Source organism: Albidovulum litorale (assembly GCF_025751495.1).
GTDB classification, from domain to species: Bacteria; Pseudomonadota; Alphaproteobacteria; order Rhodobacterales; family Rhodobacteraceae; genus Albidovulum; species Albidovulum litorale.
Map to the genome: position 1 here is coordinate 1 of NZ_JAOWKZ010000003.1, position 14,975 is coordinate 14,975.

The window sequence follows — 14,975 nt, forward strand, 5'->3', positions numbered from 1 at the left end:
AAGGGCGAGCGTTTGGTCATCGGGGAAGGCTACTCAGCCCCCTGCCCCGCCGCAAGCCAAGTTCTTCTGACACAGCCGTGAAAGCCCTTGAACGGGTCAGGTTTGGTCATGCTCCGACGCTACGTGGCCGCCCTGCCCGTCTCAACCGAAATCCTTCTGACAACACCCAGTGCTGCAATGCCTCGGCGGCGAACTCGGTCCGTTGTCGAAACGGATGAACGACGGGGCACCACGCAGGTTGAGATCGCTCAATCGCCCCTGGCGCGTGATGCACTGGCAGAGGCTGCGGCACGCCTGTCGCAACTCGCCCATGACGCGCGCCACGTGATCGAGGAGTTACACGTCAATCCGGTGATCGTGGCACTTGACAGTGCGGTTGCCGTCGATGTCCTGATCACACCAGGGGTACGGGGGCATGAATGAGCGGCACAGATGATCTTTTCACGCCGGACTTCAAACCCGCCCCCTATTGGTGGGATCGTACGCCGCGCCCCGATCTGCCCCGCGCCGATCCTCCGACTGAAGCGGATGTGGTCATCATCGGATCGGGCTATACCGGGCTGCACGCGGCACTCGTGACCGCGCGGGCGGGCCTGTCGACCATGGTGGTGGATGCCGAGGATGCCGGCCATGGCTGCTCGACGCGTAATGGAGGCCAGATCTCGACCAGCATCAAGCCGGGCTATGCGGAGCTTTCCCGGCGCTACGGGCCCGACGTGGCCACCGCGATCCGGGCCGACGGTCAGGCTTCGCTCGACTTCACGGGCGAATTCATCCGGATCGAAGGGATCGACTGCGATCACCGCGTCGTCGGGCGGTTCCACGGCGCGCATCTGCCGAAAAGTTATGATCAGCTGTCCCGCGACTGCGCGGTCACGCATCCGGGCTATACGACCGACGCCTTCATGGTCTCGCCGCAGGACATGCCCGGCGAACTGGGGACCAAAGCCTATCACGGCGGCTGCGTCTTTCCGCATCACGCCAGCGTCGATCCCGCCCGCTATCACGCGGGTCTTTTGTGCGTCGCGATGGAAGCAGGTGCCACGGTCATCCCGCATTGCGCGGCGACCAATCTGGCGCGCGGGCCGACCGGCCAGACCGTGACCACAGCCAGGGGCCGTATTCGCGCAGGGCGGGTGATTCTTGCCACCAACGGTTATTCCGGGCCGCTCTCACCATGGCACCGGCGGCGGATCATCCCGATCGGCTCTTACATGATCGCGACCGATCCCATCGCACCAGAGTTGATGGACAGTCTTTTCCCTACCGACCGCGTGCTCTCAGACACCCGCAAGCTCGTCTACTATTACCGCCCCTCGCCGGACCGGACGCGGGTGCTGTTCGGCGGGCGTGTCTCGGTCACCGAGACCGATCCGAGAATGAGCGCGCCAAAGCTCCACGCAGAACTGGTCCGGCTGTTCCCTGAGTTGAAGGGCACCAAAGTCAGCCATTCCTGGATGGGCTTTGTCGGTTACACGTTCGACACGCTTGCCCATATCGGCGAGAGGGACGGCGTTCATTACGCTATGGGCTATTGCGGGTCCGGCGTTGGCATGGCCGGCTATCTGGGCATGAAGCTCGGCCGCAAGGCGGCGGGCCTCGCCGACGGGGAGACCGGGCTGGAACAGGCACCCTTTCCGACGCGGCCGCTTTACTCCGGAAACCCATGGTTTCTTGCACCGGCAGTTATGGCATACAGAATGCGTGACAGGTTCGGTGTTTGATCGCGCGACACGCAATCGCAAACGGCCTGCCGCCTGTAGGTAGCCTTTCGCCCATTTTTACGCATGTCTCAACACGCCGCGATGCTTATCCGCTGTGAACTGAAGGGCCACATTCTTGCAGACGATGGCCGGTTTGGCGGGCCGCAGCGCAGCACCTATAAGATTCCTCGAGGGTCCGGTCGGGGTCGGCCGTTACGGCGGTGGCCGCCGACCTCATGGCCTCCGAGCTGTACCGCCGCAGGTCTGCTTTGAGCCCAATGCGGACGCTGAGAATTTGGCGGATCACCTATCTTTAGGAGCAGAAGGAGTCGACCCGCAGCGCGGCGCGCCGCTGATCGCGTCGCCGGCGTCCGTCACGGTCGTCGCCCGCACCTGCGCAGAGACCGACGCTTGGGCGACGGTCATTATGGTGCTTGGGCTAGAGAAGGGCGCAACGCTCGCAAGACAAAGCGACCTCGACGCCCTGTTCCTCTTGCGCGATGATGATACCAGCGCAAGGGGCGTGGGAGTCGGACGACTATTTTCCGAGGAACCAGCGGCAATCGCCTCAGCCGAGAGGAGATGAGCCGCATGGAAACGACCCGGGCCGATCGCTTCAAGACCGCTATCCTGCTCATTGCCGCGACCGGCTTGACAGTGGGACTCGCATTCCACTTCACCGGCCGGCCCGACATAGCGAACCTGATCTGGATCGCCGGCGTTGTTCCGGCGCTCGCCGCGCTCTTGGTTGAGATTTTTGGCAGCATCGGGCGCGGTGAAATCGGTCTGGACGTTGTTGCTGCGCTGTCCATGTCGGCGGCACTTGTCTTCGGCGAGACCCTCGCCGCGGCGGTGGTCGCTGTGATGTATTCCGGCGGCACCTTACTCGAAGCCTTCGCCGAAGGCCGTGCCCGCCGTGAAATGCACGACCTGCTGTCCCGAGTGCCGCGGACCGCGACCCGGCACCGCAATGGTGGGCTGGAGGAAGTCCCGCTCGACCAGATCGCCCCCGGTGACCGTTTGCTGATCCGGCAGGGCGACGTGGTGCCGGTGGACGGCACGGTGGCGTCCGAGGCGGCCTTCGTCGACACCTCGGCGTTGACCGGCGAGTCCCTTCCGGTGCGCCTAGCGCACGGCGCCGACGCCATGAGCGGCTCGACCAACGCGGGCGAGGCGTTCGATCTGACGGCAACGCGAGAAGCTAAGGATAGCACCTATGCCGGGATCGTTCGGCTCGTGAAGGCGGCGCAGGCGTCCAAGGCGCCCATGTCGCGGCTGGCCGACCGCTGGTCACTGGGATTTCTTGCGGTCACCGTGATCATCGCCTTTGCGGCTTGGTGGTTCACCGGCGATCCGATCCGGGCGGTTGCCGTGCTGGTCGTCGCCACGCCCTGTCCCCTGATCCTCGCCGTGCCGGTCGCGCTGGTCGCCGGCCTGTCGCGCGCCGCGCATTTCGGGGTGCTGATCAAGGGCGCGGGACCGCTGGAGACGATGGCGCGCATCCGAACGCTGATCCTCGACAAGACCGGCACGCTGACGGATGGCCGTCCGCAGATCGTCTCGATCGACAGCCACGACGGCATGGTTGAGGACGACATACTGCGCCTCGCTGCAGCGCTCGATCAGGCGTCCAAGCACCCCGTGGCGCTGGCAATCGTCGCGACCGCGAAGGAGCGGGGCTTCGCTCTGCCCGTTCCGTCAGACGTGGCGGAGATCCCGGGTGAAGGCGTCGTGGGCCATGTCGAAGGCCGAAAGGTCATCGTCGGTGGGGATGCCTTCGTCGTGTCCCGCGTAGGTCGGCGGCCCGGCGATCAATCCGTCATCGCCGCCGGCTCGGTCCTCGTCGCAGTCGCCGTCGACGGGCACATGGCCGGGCACCTCGTGATGTCCGATCCGCTGCGCGAAGGCGCGGGCGGCATGCTCGACGGGCTGCGGCGGGAGGGGATCGCGCGAATCCTGCTCGCCACCGGCGACCGCGCCGACGTGGCCGAGCGCGTGACCGAGGGGCTTGGCCTCGACGGGCTGCGCGCCGGGCTCACGCCCGACCAGAAGGTTCTGCTGGTTCTCTCCGAGCGCAAGCGCGGGCCCGTGATGATGGTTGGCGACGGCGTCAACGACGCGCCGGCCCTCGCGGCGGCCGATGTGGGTGTCGCGATGGGCGCACGCGGGGCCGCTGCATCGGCGGAGGCGGCAGACGTCGTGCTGTTGGTCGACCGTATCGACCGGCTCGGGCCGGGGATCGAGATCGCGCGCGGCGCGCGCCGCATCGCTGTCGAAAGCGTTGTCGCCGGGATCGGGCTGTCGGTCATGGGCATGATCGCGGCGGCTTTCGGCTATCTCACTCCGGTGCAGGGTGCGCTCCTGCAGGAGGTCATCGACGTTGCAGTTATCCTGAACGCCCTCCGTGCGCTGCGCATCGCGCCCCATGAACCCACCACTCCGAAACCAAAGGCTGTCTCCTCCGGGCAGGACGACATCGCGCAAGGAGCCACGCCATGAGCCGCCTCTCGCATTTCGAAATTCACATGGTGCATCGCATCGGCTGGCTGCGGGCGGCCGTGCTGGGTGCCAACGACGGACTGGTGTCGACTGCGAGCCTCGTGGTCGGCGTCGCCGCAGCGGGATCCGGAAAACCGGAGGTCCTGATCGCGGGGCTGGCTGGCCTCGTGGCCGGTGCGATGTCCATGGCGGCAGGAGAATACGTCTCGGTCAGTTCCCAGACCGATGCGGAACGAGCCGATCTTGCCCGCGAGACCCGCGAGCTGGCGGAAACGCCCGAGGCAGAGCTCGAGGAGCTCACCCGGATCTACGTAGACCGAGGGCTGGATCGCGACCTGGCGGAAAAGGTGGCCCACCAGCTGACCGAACGGGACGCGCTCGGATCGCATGCCCGCGATGAGCTTGGCATCTCCGAGAGAGTGACGGCCCGCCCAATCCAGGCTGCCCTGGTGTCGGCTCTCACCTTTGCCGTTGGCGCCGTGCTTCCGTTGATCCTCGCGCTGCTTGTGCCGGAAACGCGGATCGGGCTTCTAGTGGCGGCATCGTCGATCGTTGGGCTGGCGGTGCTCGGTGGGCTTGGCGCGTCAGCCGGCGGAGCAGGCGTGCTACGTGCGGCCGCAAGGGTAACGTTCTGGGGCGCACTGGCCATGGGCGCGACAGCTGCGGTCGGGGCGTTGTTCGGGGTCACGGTGGGGTAGCCTTATCAGACCCGCGCCGAACGACCACAAAGTCCCGCAAAGCGGTCATTGGCTTGGTGAGTACAACTCGGGCACAAAGCCAACCCAAGCGCCCCGCCCAGCGCCCTAGAGCCGCGCCGAGATGTCACGCTAGAGCCAAGTCCACCGGCGAGCGCTGCAAGCCCCAGTGGTCACGGGCTGGGACGTTTGCCGCATTCACGGCGCGGGCGGAGGTGCGCCGCGCAGTAAAGCGCATTGAAACTGGAAGCATGGCGGGCGGTCAGCCGATGCGGTCGAAATGCGCCGACTGGTGAACGCGCTTGCGCGTTTGGCCCGCGATGAAGGGGAAGCTATCTAGGGCCCCTCTGACACACCACGTTTTATCGACCCGCAGCCGGTTTAACCAACAAGAAGCCAGTTCACCGCCAGAGCGACTACAAGTCCGGCAGTAAATGATGCCGACAGCACCCTAAGCACTACACCCGCATTCGTATTTGGTTTGGGCTTCGGTGCCTCAATCTCTTGCTGTGATACCAAATCAGGAAACAGTGTTACGTTGTTCATTGCTATTGTCACAAATTTACCATTTACATCATAAGCTTAGCATTCAGACGCGCAACCGTAGTGAAAAATCGTGCTTCGACGCAAAACTTGTCCGCTCGCCGAACCAGTACCCGGTGACAGCCGAAATTGAAGGGGCAGAGAACACAACCGCATCTGGACTATCGGTATCTCCACAGCATTGACGCACTCAATCTTGTGCAAAGCAGAGATACACCGCGGTTCAGAGACGCATCCAAGTGCCATGCCAAGGAAAAAGCTACCGGCGAGCGGTGTACGGCCGCAGCGGTCAAGGGAGGGGCCGTGCAAGCACTCGGCCACCTCGCCGGTCTGGCCGGTTATAGCCGTCCGGTGGCCCGGCGCGGTCAGGCCGCTCTACGGTACCGTGTCAGGAACAATTATGCAGACGGGTTGCAGCGGGGGTAAACCACCGCGCGGTGCGTGCTGACCGTGCATTGCGCTACGGACGACACAGGCGTTTGCAAGGCCGAAGTCGGACTTCAGTTGCTGCGTTATGACGAACCCGCCACTGCGTCTAGCCAGCGCCGGGCTGGCGGCGCGGCCAGCATTCCGGCAATCATAGCGATGAGGAATACTCCGCCGCCGAACCCGCCATAGCTCAGCGAGGCAATTGCCGGGCCGGGGCAGAGCCCTGCAAGCCCCCAACCGAGACCGAAAATGAGAGAACCGAGCACGAGGTTATGATCGAGTTTCGGTTCTGGCGGCGCCGGAAACTTGCCTCCAAGCCGTGGCAGACGACCATCGGTGTAGCGCCAAGCGAAAAACATCGGCACCACCGCACCGCCGAGCACGAAAGCCAGCGTTGGGTCCCAGTCACCGAATATATCGAGCCAGCCCTGTACCTTGGTGGTGTCGGTCATCCCGGAGACTACCAACCCGGTGCCGAACGTCCCCCCGGCAATGAATGCAAACAGCGCGCGCATCAAATCACACCCAGGACATGCTTGAAGAGCAGCAACGACGCGCCGCCACCGAGCAGGTAAAAGACTGTGGCGACCATACCGCGCGGAGCCAGCCGGGAGATGCCGCAAACACCGTGGCCGGAGGTGCAGCCGTTAGCAAGCCTCGTGCCGACCCCAACCAAAAGCCCTGCGAATATCACTACAGCGAGGTTCGGCGTCAGGTGGGTGTCGACGGAAGAATAAAATGGCACCACCGAAACGGGCACGAGCACCAGCCCCGCCAGGAATGCAAGTCGCTCCTTCGAGTGTGCCCTCTCGGTTCCGTCGACCAACCCGCCCAGAATGCCGCTCGCACCCAATATCCGGCCATTCACCAGGAGGTAGAGTGCCGCAGCGATCCCAATCAACCCACCACCGACAAGGCCCCAAATCCAGTCCTGATACATGCCCCCTCTCCTGACAAGTTTGTTGCATAAGGGTCTACTGCAACCTGAAGACATGGTCCATTCCCCGCAATTTCGACGCCGCCGACATCGCATGTTTTGTGGCCCCTCGGAAATTGCCCGCACTCTCCACGCCGCACAGCCCCTGAACACATCCGGTTCAGATCGTCTGCTACAAGCCTGACTAGATAGATCAATGAACGGTAGTTGGTTGGTCTGCAAAATCCGCAAAGCAGTCGTGCATCATGTCAAATGTTGCTGCCACGCAGCAAACGGCAGGTTCGTCCCGCTGAGCCGACATTGGGCTGAGGATGAAGCACTAACCGAGCGGCGAACGGCAGCGCCGAGCCCAAAATTTACAGCGTGCATATATCTATCATCGAGGCAAACCGTGCAGCTATGCTTGATCGTGCTCAATGCAACTAAATTCCCGCTCTGTTACGAACATCGCGTTCGGCGTCGTTCTAGTAAGTAAGAGCGTCGGAAGGACTTCCCCGTCTCTTGCTTTCGAGACGACATCGGCGGACTCCCCGGAGTTTGGCGTGGTGCCAGACAGGGGAGGGTCTGCGGGAGGTTCAGATGCCGCAAGTCTCTCAAAATTACTTCAAGGTAGCCGCGATCTTTCTTCTGGCGAGTATCGCCATCGGTCTGCAAATGTCGATCAGCGGAGCGCACAATGTCGCCGGTGCTCACGCTCATATGAGCCTTCTTGGCTGGCTGTCTCCCGCGGTATTCGGGACGTACTTCGCCTTGAACAAGGAGAAAGCAAAATCCGGCTTGGCAACCTTGCAGTTCTGGATCGTTGTTGCGTCCTGCGCTGTAATGACAGGAGCCCTCTATCTCCTGCTCCTCGGAAATAAGGCAATGGTACCAGTCGTTGCCGCGAGTTCGCTTGCCTATGCCGTGGGTGCCGCCTTGTTTGCGTGGATCGTCTTTTCACATCGCGCCACGGATGCAGCACTAAGCGATCATGCTCACGGCTGACTCGAAGCTGTAGCCTTGGCGAGCCGCCTGCCTTCAGGGCCGGCCGCTCAGAACCCGAAGCGGCGTGGCTAGCACTTCTTCGGAGCGCCAAAATCAGGCGCATGTCATGTTTTGGACGGGTGTTGCCTGAAAAGCTTCTCTCAGCCATTGACCTTTGTCCCACCGCCAAACTTGCGTGAACGCGATGGACAGATCACGGCTGTCATCGGCTTTCAAGATTCCTCCTCCGGAAATGTCGTTGAAACCGGTCACGATGGCTATCCCGTCAAAGATGCGGAACTCCACGTCACGAAAGGCGATCTGCGTCCCCCGACCTGTTCTCTTGGCAGCATAGGAAAGCCAGGCATCGCGTTTCAGATGCTCTCCGGTGGCATCGTTGTGAGTGTAAGTCGGGGAAAGGAGTTCGGCCAGCGCCACGGTGTCTCCGCGAGCCCATGACTCTCCGAACTTTTGTAATGCACCGTTGAGTGCGTCAGTAGTCGGTTCTTTGTCCACTTGATACTCCACGAGCGATTGCTTGCGTGCTCATCATAACTAGGCGACTATTCCCATGCTTGTCGCGGCGCGACCCTTACAGCGTTTCCCGCCATCCGCCGCTTTTCCCGCGAAGCAGACGTTCAAGCTGATCCCGGTCGATGGTTGCTTCGAGCCGGAAGGCGACTCTTTTAGATTTCGGAGCCTACATGTAGTCTTCGGACCATGAGTGGCGATCCCCAAAAACGAATAGCCTTCCTGAGAGAGTATCTTGCCGGAGTGCAGTCTATGGACCCGGAACGCGCCATGCGTGCTGCTGCACCTGGATACCTCTGGTACGACGGAATGGTTGCCGAACCGATTACGAAGGATCAGTTCGCAAACTACCTTCTGGGCTGGGAAGACAGAATGAAGGCGATTGGAGGTACCGGTCGATACGAGGTTTCTGATGAGTTATCCGCAGATCAAAATGGACATATACTCCGATGGGCATGGTGGCGGTTCGTCGGCACGGATGTGGGTGGATCTGCCTTGTTAAAAGTCGGAGATGAAGGCGTGATCTACGAGAAGATCGCATACTTCAAGCCGGTTGATGCCGCAGACGTCTGAAGAGTCCGCAACTCGGCCGTTAGCGCAATTGTCGCGAGTGACCGGTGTCGGCTTGAGCGGTCGTTGAATACGGATTCCGCCAGTCGTCGCCAACCAATGACGGCTAACCGCGAGAGACCGGTCATCTGACAAAATGGCTAAGATGACGGCTCCGAGCTCAAAGCGGACAACAATCAGCCATCTAATCGGTTCTGCTTCGCAATCTCCAGCCTTCAGTATCGCCTTGCCCGCTAGTTGCGTTCGAAACTGATAATCACCTCTCCAATAAGAACTCCGAAGCGGCGCATGTAAGCCCTGTTCAGCAAACGATCCTCGGACAGAAGCCACATCCAGTCGTCGAAACTTACGCGAACGGTTTCGCCATTCGAGATTGGCAGATCAATGGTGTACTTCCAATTGAATACGTCGCCGCGCTCTTCTCCGGCGGCCATACCAATCACGCCTGGGGCGGTGCCCTCCCAAGTTTCCAGCCCAGTTTTTCGGAGCTTCCAGACGCGCCGCTCTGTTGAAAGGTCTTCATAAATGAAGTCTTCGACAAGATGGAGAGTTTCACCATCCCATGTGCCTTCGATATCGACAGTGAACCGTCGGCTTACATTCCCGAAAATATCTTGAAATTGCCCGTGGGCAATAACCTTGCCTGCGAAGAACTCTTCCAAGTTCAGATCCCGGTCAGACAACACCTTGTCCTCTAACGAGGGTCGGCCAACGCATGCAGACAAAACCAGGAAGATTGAAAGCAGGGGCGGTGCGAGCAAGCGTCTCAAGAAACAGGCTCCCTAGTTCAGTCGATAGTTGGTTGGATACGATCGGTAGTTGAAAGCAGATCATTTGTTTCAGTCAAAGCACCTGCTTCTCTGACACTGTCTACCCGCAGTTGCAGTTAGTTTAGTCTTACGCGAAGGCTCGCAATGAACTTTTCTTGCTAGCGGCCATGACGAGGGGTTGGGGCCGGGACGGAGGTTAGTCCCTTTGGATTTTTGTCACCGCAGGTAATTTCGACTCGGTCGCGTAGTGGCTCGCTGTCAATGTCGACCGTGGTGTCCAGCGCTAGTGCATAGCGGTGCCCGGAGAGGATGGCGGCTGCGATGATCGCGGGCGCCTCGCAATCGCCGATCCGTGTTAGCGTAAAGGGCAAGTCGCTATTGCCGGCCTCGTCCTTTAACTCGCGATACAATCGGTCATTGGGTGTCCGCCCGGTGACCATGACCACATGTCCCACGGCGATGCGTTCATCTGTACCGCCGTATGTGCCGCGAAGCACCGCTTCGATCCCGTCAAACCCCTTAAGCGTACGCGCGGTCAAGAGAGGTATGCCCAGTTGCGTCAAATGCCTGCGAATGCGGGCCCGGTCACCAGTATTGCCTGACCAGTTGGAAACGCTGTCATATGCCGTGGCATAGGTCACTTGCAGCCCGGCCGCATGCAGATGCTCCGCGATCACGCCACCCATGTAGTAGCCATCACCATCGAAGACGAGTGTTGGGCCGGCAGGCAACTTGCCATCCATTATTTCGTCGGGCGTGAGGACATGTGCTGCCGCTTCAGGGTCATAGGCGGGAAGAAACCTTTCGCCGTCGAAAAGTTCGGGCCGCCAGTTTGATCCGGTTGCGATGACCACATGTGAGGCATCGACTTCGAAGACGTCGGCGGCACTCATGTGGCTTTCGCGGAACACCTCAACATTGGCCATCTTGCGCAACTGTTGCTCGCGGTAGTCACGCACCCGAATGTACTCGCGCATCCCCGGTAGTTTGGCTTCGCGGGTAACGCGCCCGCCCAAGTCGCGTCCTGCTTCGGCCAACATGACCTCATAACCACGTTGTCCGAGCGCGCGGGCCGCTTCCATGCCCGCCGGCCCGGCGCCGACGATTAGAACCCGAGCATGAGATGTCTTAGGTGGCAGCGATTCCGGATGCCAACCGCGCCGCCATTCCTCGCCCATGGTTGGGTTTTGGGTGCACCGGATCGGTACGCCAATGCTGTCCCCAGAGTAGCATACGTTGCAGCCGATGCACTCGCGGATTTCGGAAAGCCGGCCCTCTTCGATCTTCTTCGGCAGGAAGGGATCGGCGATCGAGGGGCGTGCGGCACCGATCAGATCGACGATCCCGCTGCGGACCTGCCGCGCCATTGTGTCGGGTGAGGTGAAGCGCCCCACTGTAACGACCGGCTTGGTCGTCACTGACCTTACCCAGGACATATATGGCTCAAGTGGCGCCTCCTTGATGAAGCGCGACGCGCCCATCTCGACCGAATAGTCTGAGATGTTGATGTCCCAAAGATCCGGTAGATCGGCCAACATCGCGAGCATGTCACGCCGTTCTCCAAAGACGGGCTCACCGTCCTCGCCGATCTTGTCGTCCGCCGCGAAGCGCACGGCAACTGCGCAGCGGTCGCCGATGGCCTCCCTGGTTTCTTCGATCAACTCTCGCACAAGCCGTGTGCGGTTCTCAAGTGAACCACCATATTCGTCGCAGCGCGTGTTGATACGCGGATTAAGAAAGTTTGACAGCAGATAGCCGTGCGTAGCGTAGACATAGACGATGTCGAAGCCCGCATCCCGCGCCCTGATCGCAGCCCGTCTGTGCCAACGTCGAAAGGTCCGGATGTCCTCTTTGTCCATCGCGCGGGTCTGTAGCGGATGGCCGGCGAGATTTGGAAAACTGCCCACGTCCATCGGGGTGATCCGCGTGAGCAGGTTCGGGGTGCGCGCTCCTCCGTACCAGAGTTCAGCCCCGGCGAGTGCGCCGTGCTGGTGCACGGCGTCAGTCATCAAGCTATGGGCGCGAATGTCGTTGTCGTCCCAAAGCGATGCCGAGGGATGCGGAAGGTCGTCGGAACTAGGGTGGATCGAATTGTACTCGGTGCAGACCACACCCCAGCCGCCCTCGGCCTTAACCTTTCTCATGGCAGCGAGCATGCGCGGCCTCAGCCAGCCCATCCCGGTGCAATGCGGCACTTGGTAGAAGCGGTTCTTCGCGGTGACTGGTCCGATCTTCACCGGCTCAAAAAGGATGTCGTAACGGGGGTCGCGCGTCATGGACAACTCAGCATTTCACGCGCGCCATTGCCGGATCGAAGAGTGGCTTGAGAGAGGCCACCGCACCTACACGTTGTCCGGCAATGTCGATTTCCCAGTTGCCGCCATTCACGATCTCGGCAGTCAGCGACGTCTTGTACTCAGTAAATCCTATACCGACGGCGGCCCCAAGAGTATGTCCGTAGGCGCCGACCTGAATATATCCCACGTCCGTGCCATCGAGATAGATCGTTTCGTTTCCATGAAGCAGGGGCGCGGGGTCCTTCAGGAGGAATTGCAGCATCCGTCGCTTTGGCACGCCTGCCGCCTTCAGTGCCGCTAATGCGTCCCGCCCGATGAAGCCACCTGGCTTGTCCAGCCTTACCGCGAAGCCGAGCCCGGCCTCGATCGGGTTGTCGGTGTTGTCCACATCGACGCCGAAATCGCGATAGGCCTTCTCTAGTCTCAATGACGCCAGCGTCTGCATCCCCGCGTCCCTTACGCCCAGGTCCCGTCCCGCCTCCTTGAGAAGGTCGTAGACTTGGACAGCGTGAAGGTTCGGCACATGCAATTCCCAGCCAAGCTCACCGACATAGGTCACACGCAGCGCGACCACGTTGAAGTAGCCGATATCGATCTCCCGCGCCGTCATAAAAGGAAAGGCTTCGTTGGACAGATCCACCGTGCTCACCCGTTGCATGAGGTCACGCGCTCTGGGGCCATGGACATTGATCTGTGTAGTACCGGGTGTGACGTCGGTGATTGTAACGAACTCGTCGGCTGCGATATGCCGGCGCATCCAGGTTTCGGTATGGCCGTGCGAGTTCTCGCCGACGACCACCAGGAAACGGTCCTCTGAAAGACGGGTCACGGTTAGATCGGCCTCGAAGCCGCCCATTTCGTTAGTCCATGCCGTGTAGACAACCCGGCCCGGCGTGACATCCACATCGTTGCAACTGATCCGGCTGAGGAACCTTGCGGCGTCGCGCCCCTGCACAAGAAACTTCGCCATCGAGGACATGTCCATCAGAATAGCGCCGTTCCGCGCGGCCCGGTGCTCGGCGGCATGCCAGTCCCACCATTTCTGCCGGCCCCAGCTGTAGGTTTCGAGTCTGGCCTCGTCCGGCGATGGCGCGAACCAGTCAGGCTGTTCCCAGCCATGGCTCTCGACGAAGTGCGCGCCAGCCGATTTCAGGCGATCGTAGAGGACCGAGCGTTTGAGACCCCGCGCGGTCTTGAAAGTGTCATTCGGGAAATGTGCACCAAAACTCTTTGCAAGCAACTCCTTCGTACGGTCCCGTCGAAACGCAGGTGTGTTGTGCGAGCCGTCGGCGAAGCGATCCACGTTGAAGGACGTATGATCGACCGGACAGAACCCATCGATGATCCAGCGCGCCAGCGCCATTCCGATGCCCGGCCCGTAGAGAATGCCGAGCGAGTTCAGACCCGCCGCGACCCAGCAGTTCCGAAGGCTAGGCGCTTCGCCTACTAGGGGCGCGAGATCGGGCGTGAAGCTCTCGGGGCCGCAAAAGAGCTTCCGGACACCCGCATTGGCGGCACTCGGAACCCGTCTGAATGCTGCTTCGAGATGCGGCAGAACCCGATCCCAGTTGGGTTCGATCTCGCCGAAGGTGAAATCGCCGGGGATGGAGCCCACATTCCAGGCTGCCGCGTCAGGTTCGAACAGCCCTACAAGAAGCCCACCTGTTTCCTCGCGGAAATAGGCCCATGAATGTGCGTCTTCCAAAAGCGGTAGGTTTCGATCCAGGCCCTCGAGTTGCTCGGTGATCAGGTAGTAATGTTCGGCTGCCTGAAGGGGTAGGTTGATGCCGGCCCGCGCCCCGACCTCCCTTGACCACATACCGGCCGCGATGACGACGTGTTCCGCCTTGATATCCCCTTTGTCCGTCCGCACACCTATGGCGCGGCCGTTGGCGGTGAGGATCTCGCGAACTGGGATATCTTCGATTACCCGGGCGCCGCGGCTCCGCGCTCCGCGGGCGAGCGCCTGCGTCGTGTCGACCGGATTGGTCCGACCTTCGAGCGGATACCAGAAGGCAGAAATTGTGTCGGAGAAATCGCCAACAGGGAATCGTTCCGTCGCCTCCCTGGCCGTGATCTCATGCATTTCAATTCCGAAACGGCGCATGAAGGCCGCACCGCGGCGTAGCTCCTCGAGACGTTCGGGCGAGTCTGCCGGCTGTATGTAACCGACCTGCCGAAACCCGGTGGCCAGACCGGTTTCTTCCTCCAACCCAGCAATTAGATTACGCCCATAGGTGTAGAGTTCGCATTCCCACTCGTTTCCGAGCACGGCCGGAACGATTTCACCCGCCGCATGCCATGTCGTACCGGATGTGAGCTTGTCCCGTTCCAGAACTACAACATCACTCATTCCGAACTTCGTGAGGTGATAGGCAATGTTACAGCCCAGCGACCCTCCGCCAATGATGACGCATTGGGTGTGAGACGGTAACTGGTCGGACATTGAAAACCCTCGCAGCTGGACTTTTGCCGCCCTTTTCGAACAGGCGGTTGAGGTCAATAGGTTTACCCGATCCGAAGGAAGTCAATACCCACAATGCGTCAACGCTCATCTTGCATCGGTACCCATGTATCCATCAAAACAACCATATCTTGAGTACAGTCAAGCCGAGCGACCAACCGCGTTGGGGTCACAGTAGCGATGTGGCTGGTTTGATAAGGAAGCCCAGCGCATAAGGTCCATTATGTTAAAGGTGCCCGCACGGTGCCGTGGCCTCAATTCCAACCTTCTCGCAAGGAATTGCCGTTGCAGTGGCTTTCGGAATCGCGGCGGAAATAAGTCGCACGATTGCGGGGCGCAATGCGTGAGAGGACCTCGATGAGCAAGGCCCATGCGGCCCCGAGATGTACCGCAAAATCGAAACGTACGGGCGAGCGCTGCAAGGCCCCAGCGGTCAACGGATGGGCCGTGTGCCGCGTTCACGGCGCGGGCGGGGGTGCTCCGCGCGGCAAGGCGCACTGGAACTGGAAGCACGGCGAGCGGTCATCAGAAGCTGTTGAGTTGCGCCGGATGGTGAACGCGCTCGCGCGGGTGG

At 61.0% G+C, this 14,975-nt stretch carries 13 protein-coding genes and 1 pseudogene; 7 read left to right on the plus strand and 7 right to left on the minus strand.

Annotation, left to right across the window (positions count from 1 at the left end; translation table 11 throughout):
* Positions 1-108: 108 nt before the first annotated feature.
* From OEZ71_RS10835 to OEZ71_RS10855, 5 genes and pseudogenes are all read left to right on the plus strand, one after another.
* Positions 109-423: an acetate--CoA ligase family protein gene (locus OEZ71_RS10835; protein ID WP_263740010.1), complete on the plus strand. Its 315-nt coding sequence runs from the start codon at positions 109-111 to the stop codon at positions 421-423.
* Positions 420-1,724, plus strand: coding sequence for an NAD(P)/FAD-dependent oxidoreductase (locus OEZ71_RS10840; protein WP_263740012.1), 1,305 nt, complete (start codon positions 420-422; stop codon positions 1,722-1,724). Before OEZ71_RS10835 ends, OEZ71_RS10840 begins: the two co-directional genes overlap by 4 nt.
* Before the next feature lie 307 nt (positions 1,725-2,031).
* A pseudogene (locus tag OEZ71_RS10845) lies at positions 2,032-2,289 on the plus strand (FAD:protein FMN transferase); the annotation flags it as partial.
* A gap of 5 nt (positions 2,290-2,294) precedes the next feature.
* Positions 2,295-4,202 carry a heavy metal translocating P-type ATPase gene (locus OEZ71_RS10850; protein ID WP_263740013.1) on the plus strand — a complete coding sequence of 636 codons (1,908 nt, stop codon included), beginning with the start codon at positions 2,295-2,297 and terminating at the stop codon, positions 4,200-4,202.
* Positions 4,199-4,900: a VIT1/CCC1 transporter family protein gene (locus tag OEZ71_RS10855; protein WP_263740015.1), complete on the plus strand. Its 702-nt coding sequence runs from the start codon at positions 4,199-4,201 to the stop codon at positions 4,898-4,900. Before OEZ71_RS10850 ends, OEZ71_RS10855 begins: the two co-directional genes overlap by 4 nt.
* Positions 4,901-5,278: 378 nt before the next feature.
* On the opposite strand, the gene OEZ71_RS10860 is transcribed toward OEZ71_RS10855, so the two are convergent.
* The 3 genes from OEZ71_RS10860 to OEZ71_RS10870 all read right to left on the minus strand — a co-directional run bounded on the left by OEZ71_RS10860 (position 5,279) and on the right by OEZ71_RS10870 (position 6,809).
* Positions 5,279-5,443, minus strand: coding sequence for a hypothetical protein (locus tag OEZ71_RS10860; RefSeq protein WP_263740017.1), 165 nt, complete (start codon positions 5,441-5,443; stop codon positions 5,279-5,281).
* Between the two features lie 509 nt (positions 5,444-5,952).
* A complete protein-coding gene (locus OEZ71_RS10865; RefSeq protein ID WP_263740018.1) occupies positions 5,953-6,384 on the minus strand; it encodes a DUF6691 family protein in 432 nt (143 codons plus the stop codon).
* Positions 6,384-6,809: a YeeE/YedE family protein gene (locus OEZ71_RS10870; protein WP_263740020.1), complete on the minus strand. Its 426-nt coding sequence runs from the start codon at positions 6,807-6,809 to the stop codon at positions 6,384-6,386. The genes OEZ71_RS10865 and OEZ71_RS10870 overlap by 1 nt, the downstream gene beginning before the upstream one ends.
* A gap of 576 nt (positions 6,810-7,385) precedes the next feature.
* Between OEZ71_RS10870 and OEZ71_RS10875 the strand changes: the two genes are divergently transcribed.
* Complete coding sequence (locus OEZ71_RS10875; protein WP_263740021.1) at positions 7,386-7,790, plus strand: hypothetical protein; 405 nt, start codon at positions 7,386-7,388, stop codon at positions 7,788-7,790.
* Between the two features lie 93 nt (positions 7,791-7,883).
* Here OEZ71_RS10875 and OEZ71_RS10880 read toward each other — a convergent pair whose 3' ends face one another.
* Entirely contained in the window at positions 7,884-8,285 is a 402-nt protein-coding gene (locus OEZ71_RS10880; protein WP_263740022.1) for a nuclear transport factor 2 family protein, read from the minus strand.
* Between the two features lie 204 nt (positions 8,286-8,489).
* On the opposite strand from OEZ71_RS10880, the gene OEZ71_RS10885 reads away from it, so the two are divergent.
* On the plus strand, positions 8,490-8,873 hold the full coding sequence (locus OEZ71_RS10885) for a hypothetical protein (RefSeq protein ID WP_263740023.1): 384 nt from the start codon (positions 8,490-8,492) through the stop codon (positions 8,871-8,873).
* Positions 8,874-9,103: 230 nt separating this feature from the next.
* Here the strand turns inward: OEZ71_RS10885 and OEZ71_RS10890 are convergent, their stop codons facing one another.
* From OEZ71_RS10890 to OEZ71_RS10900, 3 genes are all read right to left on the minus strand, one after another.
* Entirely contained in the window at positions 9,104-9,640 is a 537-nt protein-coding gene (locus OEZ71_RS10890) for a DUF3833 domain-containing protein (protein ID WP_263740024.1), read from the minus strand.
* Positions 9,641-9,798: 158 nt separating this feature from the next.
* Positions 9,799-11,916 (minus strand): oxidoreductase, encoded by a 2,118-nt coding sequence (locus tag OEZ71_RS10895; RefSeq protein WP_263740025.1) that lies wholly within the window; start codon positions 11,914-11,916, stop codon positions 9,799-9,801.
* 7 nt (positions 11,917-11,923) lie between these two features.
* On the minus strand, positions 11,924-14,440 hold the full coding sequence (locus tag OEZ71_RS10900; RefSeq protein WP_263740026.1) for a GcvT family protein: 2,517 nt from the start codon (positions 14,438-14,440) through the stop codon (positions 11,924-11,926).
* Between the last annotated feature and the right edge of the window lie 535 nt (positions 14,441-14,975).